The organism is Sphingobacterium sp. UT-1RO-CII-1, assembly GCF_026711005.1.
Classification (GTDB): domain Bacteria; phylum Bacteroidota; class Bacteroidia; order Sphingobacteriales; family Sphingobacteriaceae; genus Sphingobacterium.
This window is the reverse complement of the sequence record NZ_JAPPVJ010000009.1, coordinates 37,838-52,030: the sequence shown is the minus strand read 5'-3', so window position 1 is coordinate 52,030 and position 14,193 is coordinate 37,838. Positions and strand designations below refer to the sequence as shown.

Genomic DNA, 14,193 nt, shown 5'->3' with positions numbered 1-14,193 from the left:
TTTTTCTAACTTTCATTCTCAAAATAAAGTTTATAAAAATTCATTCCTCTTTCTTCATCATAACCTGTCTCTACAAAATCCCTTTTACCATGTATATAGATATGAAAATTTTTATCCAATTTTACTACCGATTTATAAGAAGAAGCCATTTTCTTAACTGCCGATCCAGCGATCTCAAAATTAGCTTGGAACGGACTATCAAACTCTTCTTCAAAATTTTGTTGATATTCTTTAAACAAAGAAACAGCTTGTGGGTTCCCCAAAACCTCTTCATTAAACTCTTCTTGATCAAAAGTCTCCTTAGTTTTAAAATAGTCCATTGACCTGTTTAATAAATCAATTTTATCCGCAGTCTCCAACTCAAATACATCATCTAATTTTTCAGCAACAAAGTTTTTATAAACTTTCATCAGATTCCCCGTTTGTTGAAAATTATCATTCCGAGTCTTTACCTTTAAAAAATCGTCTTTCCAATATACAGCATCCGACTGATTTGTTTGATCAACTACCAATACTTTGTACCCTTCTTCCTCTTCACAATTAACAATTACAACCCCTTTATCTAGTTTATTGATATTTATAGCTTCTTGTTCATAATCTAAGCCAAAACCTCCCCCCTCTAAATATACTTTTAGGTACGCCTCTTTATTTTCGGACTTAAATAGACCAATCGCTTGTCGCTCCTCTCCTTCCATCTTCACATTATTCAACGACACGACATACAGCTCTCCTCCCTTTATTCGTGGGTGTTCACACACTTCATACAAATGCTTAGCTACTTGTTGAGACATATCATGAAATGAAATCTTATGATCAAAGCATTGCTTGACAAAATAATAAATCTCATTAAGTTGTAAATCTTCATTGGGATGATAAAAGCGATAGACCTCATTTGCTTTCGCAAACGGCTTCATAAAATATTGCATGAGTAAATCCGGCAAAACTTCATCTTGTGATAAGTCTATAGAATTATCCGATAAAACATAAAACTCATCCTGAGATTTATTTCCTACACGGTGTATAGAAAGTTGCTCAAATGTAGCGTCCTGATGAAAAAACATATTTAAATAATAGAAATTAGTCTGTAAAATGAACTTGCAAATTAATCAAAAAAAGACGACATAAAGTAGAATCACAAAAAAGAGTAAAAAACAAAAAAGATAATTAATTTTAGCAATTAACATACTATTTAAAATTTTGTCAAACATAATAAGCTTAAAACTTCTGCCATTTACACGATCGGACTATAGTTTATTTATCAGCTGGATTACCGATTCTAGATTTTTGGCACAATTCGCAGGGAATAGACTAACATATCCAGTTAATCGCCTTCAACTAGATCATTTTTATAGTGATACAAACCGTTTCCCCTACAAACTAATTGAAATACATACAAAAGCCACTATTGGCCATGCAGAATTACTTATTACTCCAGAAACAATTCGAATAGGTCAGGTAATTATTGGAAATAATAAACTTAGAAATAAAGGTATAGGTAAAAAATTTATAAGCATGCTATTACATAAAGCTTTTGCAAATTGGGATAAAGAAATTGTAGATTTAAATGTATATGAATGGAATACTGTAGCGATTGAATGCTACAAAAAAGTAGGTTTTAAAATTATACCTCAAAAGACAAAAAAAACACAGATAGGTAATGAGATTTGGACTACGCTCAACATGCGAATAACAAGAGATGGGTTCAATCAACTCATGTCCTAATCAAGAGATTGAAAATATTTCGATAGCTGTTTTAAAAGTGGCTACATGTGCATTTACAATATCTTTGATATGAACAGAATAGCCTCCGCCCATACTCACTTGCACAGGTATATCCTCATTAAAACAAAAGTTAAAAACTAACTTATCACGCTCAGAGCAGCCCGCAGCTGTTAACTTAAGTCTTCCTAATTTATCAGACTCTAGAACATCAACACCTGCTTGGTAAAACACAAAATCAGGCCTAAACTTTTGAAAAACATCCTCCAATGTTTTTTTCAAAAGAAAAAGATATTCCTCATTCTCAGTGTCGTCAGGTAAGGCCACATCAAGATCAGAAATTTCTTTTATGAATGGATAGTTTTTAGCGCCATGCATCGATAATGTAAATACTGAAGAAGTATTCTTAAAGATCTCTGCTGTGCCGTTGCCTTGATGTACATCTAAATCAATAATAAGAATTCGACTAGCTAAATTATTTTTCAACAAATAACAACTCGCAATCGCCTGATCATTGAACAAACAAAAGCCTTCTCCATAATTAGATCCTGCATGATGCGTCCCCCCAGCCACATTGAAAGCAACTCCATGTTTTCGTGCAAACAAACATCCTTTTATGGTACCATCAACTAAATATCTTTCTCTGTCAACTAATGCTCTTGATAAGGGAAATCCAATACGTCTTATCATTTTAGGATCTAATGTAAGATCAAATATAGCATTTACATATTGCTCATCGTGTGCCAACAAAATATCTTCTTTTTTACCCAAATCAGGAGTATAAAAATTTCTTTTTTCTACAACACCTTCATATAAAAGCTGAGCGGGGATTAACTCATACTTCTCCATCGGAAATCGATGTCCATCTCTGACAGGGTGAATATATGCGGGATGAAATGCAATTTTTAACACGAAAAATAGTTTTTATACAAAACTACGCATTCTTATCGACAGAAATGATCTTGCGAGAAAGGTTAAAACAACTTCCTGATACATCTAAGGAAAAAAATCAACTCTAAAAGCATTAACTTTATTTATTAGAAGTACATTATTATTCTGCATATATTTCGATATATTTAATATTGCTTACAAACCCAACAATTCATATCTTCGAAACTAATAGATCAAAAAATATAAAAATGGAAGAAATAAGTAACTTACCAATTTTAAGTGCACAAGAACTTCGTGTCTTAGGATCTTTATTGGAAAAATCTAAAACCACCCCAGAATACTACCCCTTAACCCTAAATGCTTTAATGACGGCATGCAATCAAAAAACATCTCGTAAACCAGTAGTTTCGTATGACGAAAATATAATATTGGATGCATTGGATAAACTTAGAAAAAGAGGGCTAACATCTACAGCTATTGGTGGAGGTAGCAGAGTTACGAAATATAAACATAATCTAGCTATACAGTATCCACTTATACCACAGGACCTCGCCGTTCTTTGTTTATTGATTTTAAGAGGTCCGCTTACTCCAGGAGAAATCAATAATAATGCAGGTCGTCTTTTCGACTTTGAAAGCATTGAAGAAGTTCAGCAGGTAATCAATAGATTAATGGAAAGTACTCCCCCATTTGTCAAACAATTGTCTAAAAAACCTGGTCAAAAAGAAGTTCGTTTCATTCATTTATTGGGCGATATCAATGAAGATGACTATGAGACTTTACCCTACGCTAGCACAAACAAAGATGACTACATAGAAACTTTAGAAGCTCGTGTAGAAGTCTTGGAAATAGAATTAAACAAACTACGTGAAGAGTTTAACAATCTTATGGAACAATTACGGTAATATAAAAGTTGAAAATTACTTTATAGCAAATACTTCAGCCCGTTGTTTGAACGGGCTGAATATACTTTCTTTTGCTCTCAGCAATAAAATAAAGCATATATTCATTAACTATTTTTGTTCTCATTAATTTTTGCCTCCCAAAAGTCTGCATTTTTTATTCCCAATTCCTTAGGGTTAAATACCGGCTCTTTTATCCCCATTTTCCGTTGTTTCTTATAGTCGTTCCATACCTTAAGCCCCGTTCTACTCATCAACAATATCGCTATAATATTTACCCATGCCATTAAACCAACACCTATATCCCCCATATTCCAAGCCAGATCTGCCGTCTTTACCGTTCCGAAATAAGTCGCAGATAAAAAGCCTATGCGAAGTATCCAAATAACAAACTTTGTATTCCCCTTTTTAAAGATATAAGCAATATTAGTTTCAGCATAATAATAATATGCCATAACAGTTGTAAAAGCAAAGAAAAACAGAGCAATAGCAACAAATTGCTTACCAATTTTCGGAAAATGATGCGCAATTGCAGTCTGTGTAAAGCCATCGGCCTCAATCCCTGGTATATATTCAACAACAAAACTCAAAGCCTTACCCGTACCATCAAAAGTAGCACCGGTATTATAAGCTCCTGAAAAAAGTATCATGAATGCAGTCGCGGTACAAACAAATAAAGTATCTACATACACTGAAAAAGCCTGCACTAAACCCTGTTGTGCAGGGTGTTTTACATCTGCCGCCGCCGCCGCATGAGGAGCTGTACCTTGCCCAGCCTCATTAGAGTAAATCCCCCTTTTTACACCCCAAGCAATAGCTGTTCCGACTATACCTCCAAAAGTAGCATCCATGCTAAATGCAGATGAAAAGATAAGCCGAAAAACAGCAGGAATTTCTGTATAATTTACTCCTATAATAACAAGAGCCATTAAAATGTAAGCACCAGCCATAAAAGGCACTATAAGCTCCGAGGTTTGTCCCAATCGCTTAACTCCACCAATAATAATAACCACTAACAAAGCAATAACAAGCAGCCCCACCCAACTTATAGAAAGGGATAAGCCGAATAATTCTACCACTTCATTTTTCAACCCAAAGGCATTCATCATTGTCCCGTTAATAGCATTACTCTGCACACCTGGTAAAAACAAACCCGTACTGATAATAGTTACAATAGCAAATAACAGAGCATACCATTTAATTCCCAGGCCTTTCTCTATATAATACGCTGGCCCTCCCCGATATTGTCCATTCACCTCTTGTTTATACACCTGTCCTAAAGTAGCTTCAATAAAAGCAGAAGCAGAACCTAGAAACGCAATTGCCCACATCCAAAATACCGCTCCAGGGCCACCCATATATATTGCTGTTGCAACCCCAACAATATTTCCTGTTCCAACTCGTCCTGATATAGCTAGAGCAAAAGCCTGGAACGAAGAGATGCCAACATTCGAATTGCTTTTCGTAAAAAGCAAGCGACACATATGCTTAATATATCTTACTTGCAAAAAACCGGTACGGATTGAAAAGTATAAGCCAGTTATTAAACATAAATAAACGAAAAAATCACTCCAAACGATATTTGAAATAGTTTTAATAATATTCTCCATATGAGGTTTATATTTGTATTAAATTAGATTTAAAATCTATTATGCTGTAAAGAAAAGGTTTTTTATCTAAACATCATACATTCCCATTACCTTTTATTAAAAGACAATAGTATTAATAATGCAAACGAGAAATAGCAAACAAACTTCAATACTATTTCAATCTGAATTAATGCTTAGCTAAGATAAAATTAATATATTTGTTAAAAAAGCATGTCGAAAGGTAAGTCTGCAATACGAACAACGTACTTTAGTATACTAACTAATTTTCTTCTAGCTCTCGTTAAATGGCTTGCAGGAATACTCGGTAACTCTTATGCTTTAATAGCTGATGCTATTGAATCGACTGCCGATATTTTTTCTTCTTTTTTAGTTCTACTAGGATTAAAGTATTCGAGTCGGCCTGCAGATGATACACACCCTTATGGGCATGGCCGGATTGAGCCATTAATTACTTTTATCGTCGTTATATTCTTAATTATATCTGCTTTTGTTATTGCAAAAGAGAGTATACATAATATACAAACGCCTCATGAGCTACCGAAACCCTGGACGCTAATCGTATTGGCAGCTATTATTGTATGGAAAGAAATTTCATTTCGGATCATAATAAAAAAAAGTAAACAACTAAACAGCACCTCTTTAAAAGCCGATGCCTGGCACCATCGCAGCGACGCCATAACTTCAATAGCTGCTTTCATTGGCATTTCTATAGCTTTATTTGCCGGTGAAGGCTATGAAAGTGCTGATGACTGGGCTGCCTTACTAGCGTCCTGTCTTATTATCTACAATTGCTACGGAATTTTTAGACCAGCACTCGCCGAAATTATGGATGAGCACCTTTATGAAGATCTAGAGGAAGAAGTCCGATTAAAATCTTTACAAGTAACTGGCGTACAATTAATAGAAAAATGTTATATTAGAAAAATAGGAATGCAATACCAAATTGATTTACATGCAGTAGTTGACGCTAATTTAACAGTAAGAGAGGGACATCAAATAGCTCATGACCTTAAAGACTTCTTAATAGCTCAGCTAGATGACATTGGAAATGTTTTTGTACATATTGAACCTTTCGAAGAAAAAAAAATATTCCGAACCTAATTCAATACTACCAACGATATATCAAAAAGGCTACTGTTATACAATTACAGTAGCCTTTTTATCTTATAGATTCAAAGAACACCAACTTATTCCTTTATCAAGGCTCTATCTAGGTGAACATAACCACCATCAACATAAACTAATTGACCTGTTGTATGACTGGATGCATCTGAAAGAAGAAAAACTGCTGTATTGGCAATTTCTTCGGCTGTTGTCATACGATTTCCCAGCGGTATTCTATTAGTTATTTTTTCCAATGTCTCTTTAGGATTTTCTAGTGTCTCGATCCATTTATCATATTGTGGCGTTGAGCACTCAGCAACAACAATAGCGTTCACACGAATTTCAAAAGGAAGTAATTCAACGGCCCATTCACGAGTTAAAGCATTTCTACCACCGTTAGATGCAGCATAAGCAGAAGTATTTCCCTGCCCTGTTTCAGCTGTTTTCGAACTAATATTCAAAATCGCCCCTCTACTATCTTTTAGAGCATCAATCGCGTAATGAGCCATTAAATAATAATGAATTAAGTTTTTATGCAGTGATTCAACAAACTTCTCATAATTACCACTCATCAAGCCTACCCCATCATTATGTCCTGCATTATTCACCAAACCATCAATACGTCCGAATTTATTTAAAGCAAGCTTTACTGCATTCTCACAATCTTCGGGTTTAGACAATTCAGCTTCTACAGAGAAACAAGTACCCCTCATATTTTCTATCTCTATCTCGACTTCCCTATTATCTTTGCTATTGCGTCCAATAATGACTGGAATTGCTCCTTCATTAGCTAGGGCTAGAACTATGGCCTTACCAATCCCTTTAGCACCTCCTGTAACTATAAAAACTTTATCTTTAAGGTTTAAGTTCATTATTCTTTATTATAATTTATAAATACGTGCCGCATTCCCTCCAAAGAATGCTTTTTTTTCATCAACAGATAATTGTTCTGTCAAGCTTTCAATCAGATTAACCCATTCATCGTACGAGCTAGCCAATAAGCAGACAGGCCAGTCTGAACCGTACATTACCCGATCTATACCGAAACTTGCTAGAACATGATCTACATACATCACATAATCTTCTTTTTTCCAGGAGTCCCAATCTGCTTCTGTAACCAAACCAGAAATTTTACAGTTTACATTTGTAAAAGATGATAACTGACTAATAAAGACTGCCCACTCATCAAATTCCTTTGTTTTAATAGAAGGCTTCGCCATATGATCAAGTATGAAAACCTGATCAGGATTAGCTTTCACACAAGCTAAAGTACTGGCGTAATGTCTAGGGCGGATCAGCAAATCGTAGGTATATCCATTTTCCGTCAATTTTTCGAGCCCGTTCAAAAACGCAGATTGAATCAAAAAATCAGGATCTTTCTCCCCTTCCACAATATGTCTAAATCCTTTAACAACCTTAACATCCTTATACCGTTTAAGCTTTTCTTCTATATCATCAGCTTGCAAGTCAATCCACCCCACAATCCCTTTGATCATAGCGTAAACGGTCGAAAGATCAATTAAAAATTGAGTCTCTTCGTCAGATTGACTAGCCTGTACTGCTACAACTCCATCGATATCACTTTCTCTTAAGAGTGGAGCTAAATCAGTAGGCATAAAATTTCGTTGAATCACTTGCATTTCATCATTGATCCAGGAGTCTCTCTCTTTATCAAAAATCCAAAAATGTTGATGAGAATCAATACGCATCATATCACACTATTTTTTAGAATAAGCTACTACCTCCTGACGGGATTCTCCCAAATAATCAGCACCTAGCTCAATAATGTCTCCTGGCTGTAAATAAATTGGCGGATTAAATCCTAAACCAACGCCTGCGGGTGTTCCCGTAGAAATAATGTCTCCTGGTAACAATGTCATAAATTGAGACACATACGATACAATATGAGGTACGGAGAATATTAAATTACTTGTATTGCCATCTTGATACACTTTTCCATTAACTTTAAGCCAAAGACGAACGTTATTAATATCAGGAATTTCATCAGTGGTTGTCATGTATGGCCCCATAGGTGCAAACGTATCACATCCCTTCCCTTTATCCCACGTCCCACCTCTTTCAATTTGAAATTCACGTTCCGAAACATCGTTATGCAAAACATAACCTGCCACATAATCTAACGCCTCACTTTCATCAACATAACTAGCTGTTTTCCCAACCACTATACCAAACTCAACTTCCCAATCTGTCTTTGCAGAATTCTTTGGTATCATGATATTATCAAATGGGCCAACTAACGCTGTAGTAGATTTCATAAAAATAATAGGTTCATCAGGTATCTTAGCACCTGTTTCTTCCGCATGATCTTTATAATTTAAACCAATACATACAATCTTAGAAGGTCTTGCAAAAGGGGCTCCTATACGCTCATTTTCATCAACTTTAGGTAGTTTCCCTTCATTCTCTTTCACAAAATCAGCTAATCTAGCTACCCCATTAGTTCCAAAGAAACTCTCATCATAATCACCACCAAAAGCAGTAACATCATAATTTACACCATTAATGTGTATACCTATCTTCTCTTTTCCTAAATCACCGAAACATATTAATTTCATATCTATATAAATATTTTATGAGCTCGCAAGCTCGAGTTGTTTTTAATAAAAAAATGAAACATCAAAAAAGACCTAACTGATAATTAGCAGTAGACTTAAACATTTCAAAACTAAAAAAGTTAATTATTCAGTTTAATAAATCCTCCATCAATCGGATAATCATTCCCTGTGATAAAGGCTGCATCATCGGAACATAAGAACAAAGCCAACTTAGCTATTTCAGTTGGTTTCGCCATCCTTCCAATCGGTTGTGAAGCAGATAGTTTTTCAAACATCTCTGTTTCTTTACCAGGATAATTCTTAGCTATAAACCCATCAACAAACGGTGTGTGCACACGCGCAGGCGAAATAGAGTTACTCCGTATATTATCTTTCATATAATCTCTTGCTATCGACAAATTCATTGCATATATCGCTCCCTTGCTCATAGAATAAGCAAACCGATCAGCAATTCCAACAATAGAAGCTATTGAAGCCAAATTAAGAATCGCTCCACCACCGTTCTCTTTCATTTTAGGCACAACAGCATGCAAAATATTGTATGCTCCTTTGACATTAACCTGGTAAACTTTATCAAAATCAGCCTCGCTACAATTCTCCAAATTACCTACGTGGGCAATACCAGCATTATTAACTAAAACATCAACTTTACCTATTTCATTTACTATAGCTGATACAGCTAATTGATCTGCAACATTACACGAATGAAACTTCGCTTTACCACCAGCAGACTCAATAGAATTGACAGCCTCTACACCCGCTGTTGCATTTAAATCAAAAATATGAACATATGCACCATTTTCAGCGAAAAGCATTGAAATAGCTAAACCTATCCCACTACTTCCTCCTGTCACAATAGCAATTTTATTTTCTAATTTTAACATCTCTCTAAATCAAATATATTTTCAATATACTATTTATTCTAAATATTTTACGTCTTGATTTTATTTAAGAAGCATTCTACAAAGAAACACCTCTTCGCCAAGGGATAAAATCATCTTGCCCTAACTGTACCGCCTTAGCTATAACTTTACCACTAGCCACTTGGATTACGTAATTGAAAATGCGATGTGCAGTTTCCTCAATTGTTTCTTCACCATCAATGATAGGTCCACAATTAATATCAATAACATCTGACATTTTATTATACACTTTAGTATTAGAAGAAAGCTTGAGAACAGGCGCTATCGGGTTACCTGTTGGTGTTCCCAAACCAGTTGTAAACAAAACTATATTCGCTCCTGCACCTACTTCGGCAGTGGTACTTTCCACATCATTACCTGGGGTACACAACAAATTCAAGCCCGGACCATTTGCAAGTCCTGGGTAATCAATAACTGCTTGTACCGGCGAAGTTCCTCCTTTTTTTGCTGCTCCTGCTGACTTAATTGCATCCGTTATTAAACCATCACGAATATTACCGGGCGAAGGGTTCATGTAAAAACCTGAACCATCAGCCTCTGCCTTGGCATTATAGGTTTTCATCAGCTCCATAAATTTTGCTGCAGTTTCTTCGTCAATACAACGGTCGCTAAGTTCTTGTTCGACACCACACAACTCTGGAAACTCAGAAAGAATCACTGAACCACCCAGAGTAACGAGCATGTCAGAGAAAAAACCGAGAGCAGGGTTTGCTGAAATTCCCGAAAATCCATCCGAACCCCCACACTCCAAGCCTACACATAATTTATCCAAACCCGCTGGTTTGCGCTCATGCTTATTAGCTTCAACCAAACCCGTAAATGTAGCTTTAAGTGCTTTATGCATTAACTCCTCTTCCGTTCCTTCTAATTGCTGCTCAAAAATATATAAAGGCTTATCAAACTTTGGGTCCCTTTTGGCAATTTCTTCTCGCAAAATAGATGCCTGTGCATGTTGACAACCTAAGCTCAAAACAGTCGCTCCAGCTACGTTAGGATGGGTTATATAACCAGCTAATAGCCCACAAAGAGAATCAGAGTCCAACCGAGTGCCACCACACCCCATGTCATGGTTCAAAAATTTAACTCCGTCAACATTACTAAATAACTTCGCCTCTTTTTTAGTTCTTTTAGAAGACGATAGGTCAATAGACAATAACTCTTCGACAGATGCACCATTTTTATAGCGTTTTATCATCTCATCCACCTCTGCCGTATAGTTTTTCGATTCTACTACATAACCTAACTTATCCTCTAGCGCTTCTTTAAGAGTCAACACATTTCTGTTTTCACAAAAAACAAGCGGTATTACCAGCCAATGATTAGCTGTCCCTACCGCTCCATTACTACGGTGATAACCATCGAAAGTTCTGCCTAAAAAAGCAGACACATTAGGTTTAGTCCACGTTAATTTGCGTTCACCCATTTTAAAATCCTCCGAAGCATGCCTCAAGTTATCAGTCGTAATTAACTCACCCGCTTTGACATCCTGATTCATTCTACCGACCAATACACCATACATAAATACTTCAGTATCTTTTTGCATGCTGTTAATCGTAAATTTATGTTTAGCTGCCACAGCAGTTTCTAATCGAATCTTCTCATTATTAAAGTCGACAACAAAACCTGCTGACAGATCTTTTAAAGCAACCAACAAATTATCCTTCGGATGGATCTGTAAGTATGACAAACGTTCTTTATCCATTATTACAATTCAAATATTTTATCCATAACTACCCACTTTTCTCCTTCTTTAGCACCGGGAATTGCTTGTTGAAAGCCCCACATTAGGCGTTCCCACTCCTGTACTTTTTGATTTTCCGCATCCATCTTATCTTTGCGTTCAAAGCTAAATGTTTCATTAACCTCCATAAGCATAAAAAGTCTATTACCAAACCGATATATATCCATTACTTCTATACCAGCAGAAGTTATAGACTCTTTTATTTCTTTAGAAACACGCTGATGTATACTATCATACTCTGCTATAAGCTTGGGATCGTTTACCAAGTCCAATGCTAAAATATATCTCTTCATTATTATTAATTTAACTCTTTATTCGAACCCTTATTCATATTAATCAGTGCAAATAACATCACAACTGCGAAACAGATTAAAATAACATAATACGCTAATTGTAAACTACCAATAGAATCAGATATTATACCTACAAACGGAGGAATAACAGCTCCCCCAACAATAGACATAACAATTAAACTAGATGCCGACTGTGTATTTTCCCCTACCCCTTCAACACCAACAGCAAAAATAGTAGGAAACATAATTGACATGAAAAAAGCAATACCTATCATCGCATACAAAGTAATAACCCCGTTACCATAGATAACAATAAACGTTAATAAAATAGTAATGAGTGAATAGATAAAAAGAAGTCTTAAAGGTGCTATGTATCGCATAAAGAATGTACCTATAAAACGCCCCAACATAAAAGCCAAACCAGCAATACCTGCATAGTATTTAGCCTGCGACGGCGCTACTCCCGCTACATCTGCAGCAAACATTACTAAAAAACTAAGAATACATACCTGTGCCCCGACATAAAAAAACTGGGCTAAAACTGCCCACCTGACATTTTTAAATTTTAATGCAGAAAACACCCCACTTTTTTCTTCTTTTTCACTTTGCTTGACATCAGGTAACTTAGTAATCAAAAAAATAGCAGTAACCAAAAGAATCAAAATGCCTAAAATCAAATAAGGCCCCTTCACAGAAGCAGTTTCAGTTTGAATATATACATTACGAGCTTCCTCGCTTAAAAGAGCAATTTCATCAGCCGATTTTGGAGTCTCAGTCAAAATATATTTACCACCAATAATCGGAGCAACAAAAGCTGCTAAGCCATTAAACGATTGAGCAAAATTTAATCGCTGTGTAGCTCCCTCAGCATCACCAATAACAGTAATATATGGATTAGCAGCAGTTTCTAAAATAGATAAACCACAAGCAATAACAAATAAGGCTACAAGAAAAAATGCATAACTTACATGATTAGCCGCAGGAATAAACAAGAAACAGCCTAATGCAAAAAAAAGCAAGCCTACAATTATACTAACCTTATAACCAAACTTTTTCATCATTACCCCTGCCGGTATAGCCAACACAAAATAAGCGATGTAGACAGCAGAATCAACCAATGAGGCTTCAAAATGCGACAAACTAAATGCATTCCGTAAATGTGGTATCAGTATAGGATTTAAATTATTAATAAATCCCCAAAAGAAAAAGAGTGAGGTAACCAGTATAATAGCTAAGCTATATTTCTTCACTTGTGTCATAACTTCAATTTATTGATTTTTTTGTAAAACTAATAGAATTAGAAGCACCAACATTAAGCTATTTTACCCAAGACATACACTATTTTACCAAAAATAAGCTATTTTTACTCATTTAATAAATGATATAGAATCTACAGCAGTGTACATACAACGTCTAAACCATACTCAGAAAACTAAATATTCACTTTCGATAAGGCACGATAATCGACCACAAAACAATAATTTATGGCATTATCATGAAGAATTAGAATTCATTTATATCAAAAAAGGAAGAGGAACTTTTTTCGTTGGAGACCATATTCAACATTTCACAGATGGTTATATTGTTTTGATAGGTGCAAACACGCCACACTATTGGTTTTTTGACGACGAGTTTACTGGAGCCAGCCCTACTGAAATTGCAGAAATAATAGTTTTACATTTTCGCGCAGACTTTATAGGTACAGACTTTTTACAAAGTCAGGAAGCGACACCCATTAGAAAAATTTTCCAAATAGCACAAAAGGCGTTGAGTTTTTCACCAAAAAACAACGATTTGACTGCTTTTTTCAACACTATTATTCACCAAGCCCCATTAAAACAGCTCATAGAGCTGTTAAATATATTGAATGCCATTCATTACACGATTCCCTATAACACTTTGGTAAGTAAAGAATATAGCAACCCACAGCAAGAACATGATCATTTGCGAATGAACAAAATTATAGAATATATAAGACTTCATTATAAATCACAAATATTATTACAGGATATTTCACACTTAGCGGACATGACCTCCAACTCTTTCTGTCGTTATTTCAAGCAAAAAACAGGAAAAACACTAGTTCAATTTGTCAATGAAATACGTATCAATGAAGCCTGCAAACTCCTCAAAAACACAGAAAAACTAATCAAAAACATCGCTTTTGATTGCGGTTTTCAAAATTTTGTAAGCTTTCATAAAAAATTCAAAGAGATAACAGGAAAAACCCCCATAGAGTTTCGGAAAACATCATCTTTATCCTCAGAATAAAACAAAATATATTTACAAAATAATAACGAAACTTGTGGTAATACTGCGACAATATTCTATCATAAAGAGTTAAAAAAGACTCATTACCATTTACCCTTTTTCAATATGTTTGTACCTGTACGATACCATTAGCTGCTATAAGGTCTTAGTATAGTATTTTTAA

14 protein-coding genes are annotated in these 14,193 nt (G+C 35.3%); 4 read left to right on the top strand and 10 right to left on the bottom strand.

Translation table 11 applies throughout. The features are described from left to right. Positions 1 to 5: 5 nt before the first annotated feature. On the bottom strand, positions 6 to 1,061 hold the full coding sequence (locus ORI89_RS17005) for a nucleoid-associated protein (protein ID WP_268231717.1): 1,056 nt from the start codon (positions 1,059 to 1,061) through the stop codon (positions 6 to 8). A gap of 136 nt (positions 1,062 to 1,197) precedes the next feature. On the opposite strand from ORI89_RS17005, the gene ORI89_RS17000 reads away from it, so the two are divergent. After that, positions 1,198 to 1,722 carry a GNAT family N-acetyltransferase gene (locus ORI89_RS17000; protein ID WP_268231716.1) on the top strand — a complete coding sequence of 175 codons (525 nt, stop codon included), beginning with the start codon at positions 1,198 to 1,200 and terminating at the stop codon, positions 1,720 to 1,722. Here the strand turns inward: ORI89_RS17000 and ORI89_RS16995 are convergent, their stop codons facing one another. Next, positions 1,723 to 2,631 carry a histone deacetylase family protein gene (locus ORI89_RS16995; RefSeq protein ID WP_268231715.1) on the bottom strand — a complete coding sequence of 303 codons (909 nt, stop codon included), beginning with the start codon at positions 2,629 to 2,631 and terminating at the stop codon, positions 1,723 to 1,725. Between the two features lie 227 nt (positions 2,632 to 2,858). Here ORI89_RS16995 and ORI89_RS16990 point away from each other — a divergent pair, with 227 nt between their 5' ends. Beyond that, positions 2,859 to 3,515, top strand: coding sequence for a YceH family protein (locus tag ORI89_RS16990; RefSeq protein WP_268231714.1), 657 nt, complete (start codon positions 2,859 to 2,861; stop codon positions 3,513 to 3,515). Between the two features lie 104 nt (positions 3,516 to 3,619). Here ORI89_RS16990 and ORI89_RS16985 read toward each other — a convergent pair whose 3' ends face one another. Beyond that, positions 3,620 to 5,122, bottom strand: coding sequence for an alanine/glycine:cation symporter family protein (locus ORI89_RS16985; protein WP_268231713.1), 1,503 nt, complete (start codon positions 5,120 to 5,122; stop codon positions 3,620 to 3,622). Between the two features lie 210 nt (positions 5,123 to 5,332). On the opposite strand from ORI89_RS16985, the gene ORI89_RS16980 reads away from it, so the two are divergent. Then, on the top strand, positions 5,333 to 6,223 hold the full coding sequence (locus tag ORI89_RS16980) for a cation diffusion facilitator family transporter (RefSeq protein WP_268231712.1): 891 nt from the start codon (positions 5,333 to 5,335) through the stop codon (positions 6,221 to 6,223). A gap of 86 nt (positions 6,224 to 6,309) precedes the next feature. Here ORI89_RS16980 and ORI89_RS16975 read toward each other — a convergent pair whose 3' ends face one another. From ORI89_RS16975 to fucP, 7 genes are all read right to left on the bottom strand, one after another. Further along, entirely contained in the window at positions 6,310 to 7,098 is a 789-nt protein-coding gene (locus ORI89_RS16975; protein ID WP_268231711.1) for an SDR family oxidoreductase, read from the bottom strand. 9 nt (positions 7,099 to 7,107) lie between these two features. Continuing rightward, complete coding sequence (locus tag ORI89_RS16970) at positions 7,108 to 7,938, bottom strand: amidohydrolase family protein (RefSeq protein WP_268231710.1); 831 nt, start codon at positions 7,936 to 7,938, stop codon at positions 7,108 to 7,110. Positions 7,939 to 7,944: 6 nt separating this feature from the next. Then, the gene (locus tag ORI89_RS16965; protein ID WP_268231709.1) at positions 7,945 to 8,802 is read right to left on the bottom strand and encodes a fumarylacetoacetate hydrolase family protein; all 858 of its coding nucleotides are present in this window, start codon (positions 8,800 to 8,802) and stop codon (positions 7,945 to 7,947) included. Positions 8,803 to 8,921: 119 nt separating this feature from the next. Next, positions 8,922 to 9,686 carry an SDR family NAD(P)-dependent oxidoreductase gene (locus ORI89_RS16960; RefSeq protein WP_268231708.1) on the bottom strand — a complete coding sequence of 255 codons (765 nt, stop codon included), beginning with the start codon at positions 9,684 to 9,686 and terminating at the stop codon, positions 8,922 to 8,924. Positions 9,687 to 9,762: 76 nt separating this feature from the next. Then, the gene (locus tag ORI89_RS16955) at positions 9,763 to 11,427 is read right to left on the bottom strand and encodes a UxaA family hydrolase (RefSeq protein WP_268231707.1); all 1,665 of its coding nucleotides are present in this window, start codon (positions 11,425 to 11,427) and stop codon (positions 9,763 to 9,765) included. 2 nt (positions 11,428 to 11,429) lie between these two features. After that, positions 11,430 to 11,759 carry an L-rhamnose mutarotase gene (locus ORI89_RS16950; protein ID WP_268231706.1) on the bottom strand — a complete coding sequence of 110 codons (330 nt, stop codon included), beginning with the start codon at positions 11,757 to 11,759 and terminating at the stop codon, positions 11,430 to 11,432. A 5-nt stretch (positions 11,760 to 11,764) separates the two neighbouring features. After that, entirely contained in the window at positions 11,765 to 13,018 is a 1,254-nt protein-coding gene (gene fucP / locus ORI89_RS16945; RefSeq protein ID WP_268231705.1) for an L-fucose:H+ symporter permease, read from the bottom strand. 139 nt (positions 13,019 to 13,157) lie between these two features. Here fucP and ORI89_RS16940 point away from each other — a divergent pair, with 139 nt between their 5' ends. After that, the gene (locus ORI89_RS16940) at positions 13,158 to 14,030 is read left to right on the top strand and encodes an AraC family transcriptional regulator (protein WP_268231704.1); all 873 of its coding nucleotides are present in this window, start codon (positions 13,158 to 13,160) and stop codon (positions 14,028 to 14,030) included. Positions 14,031 to 14,193 lie beyond the last annotated feature (163 nt).

Excerpts from the sequence above, each read along its gene's own strand:
- ORI89_RS17005 (WP_268231717.1), bottom strand. The coding sequence starts at position 1,061 with ATGTTTTTTCATCAGGACGCTACATTTGAGCAACTTTCTATACACCGT.
- ORI89_RS16990 (WP_268231714.1), top strand. The coding sequence starts at position 2,859 with ATGGAAGAAATAAGTAACTTACCAATTTTAAGTGCACAAGAACTTCGT.
- ORI89_RS16985 (WP_268231713.1), bottom strand. The coding sequence starts at position 5,122 with ATGGAGAATATTATTAAAACTATTTCAAATATCGTTTGGAGTGATTTT.
- ORI89_RS16980 (WP_268231712.1), top strand. The coding sequence starts at position 5,333 with ATGTCGAAAGGTAAGTCTGCAATACGAACAACGTACTTTAGTATACTA.
- ORI89_RS16975 (WP_268231711.1), bottom strand. The coding sequence starts at position 7,098 with ATGAACTTAAACCTTAAAGATAAAGTTTTTATAGTTACAGGAGGTGCT.
- ORI89_RS16970 (WP_268231710.1), bottom strand. The coding sequence starts at position 7,938 with ATGATGCGTATTGATTCTCATCAACATTTTTGGATTTTTGATAAAGAG.
- ORI89_RS16965 (WP_268231709.1), bottom strand. The coding sequence starts at position 8,802 with ATGAAATTAATATGTTTCGGTGATTTAGGAAAAGAGAAGATAGGTATA.
- ORI89_RS16960 (WP_268231708.1), bottom strand. The coding sequence starts at position 9,686 with ATGTTAAAATTAGAAAATAAAATTGCTATTGTGACAGGAGGAAGTAGT.
- ORI89_RS16955 (WP_268231707.1), bottom strand. The coding sequence starts at position 11,427 with ATGGATAAAGAACGTTTGTCATACTTACAGATCCATCCGAAGGATAAT.
- ORI89_RS16950 (WP_268231706.1), bottom strand. The coding sequence starts at position 11,759 with ATGAAGAGATATATTTTAGCATTGGACTTGGTAAACGATCCCAAGCTT.
- fucP (WP_268231705.1), bottom strand. The coding sequence starts at position 13,018 with ATGACACAAGTGAAGAAATATAGCTTAGCTATTATACTGGTTACCTCA.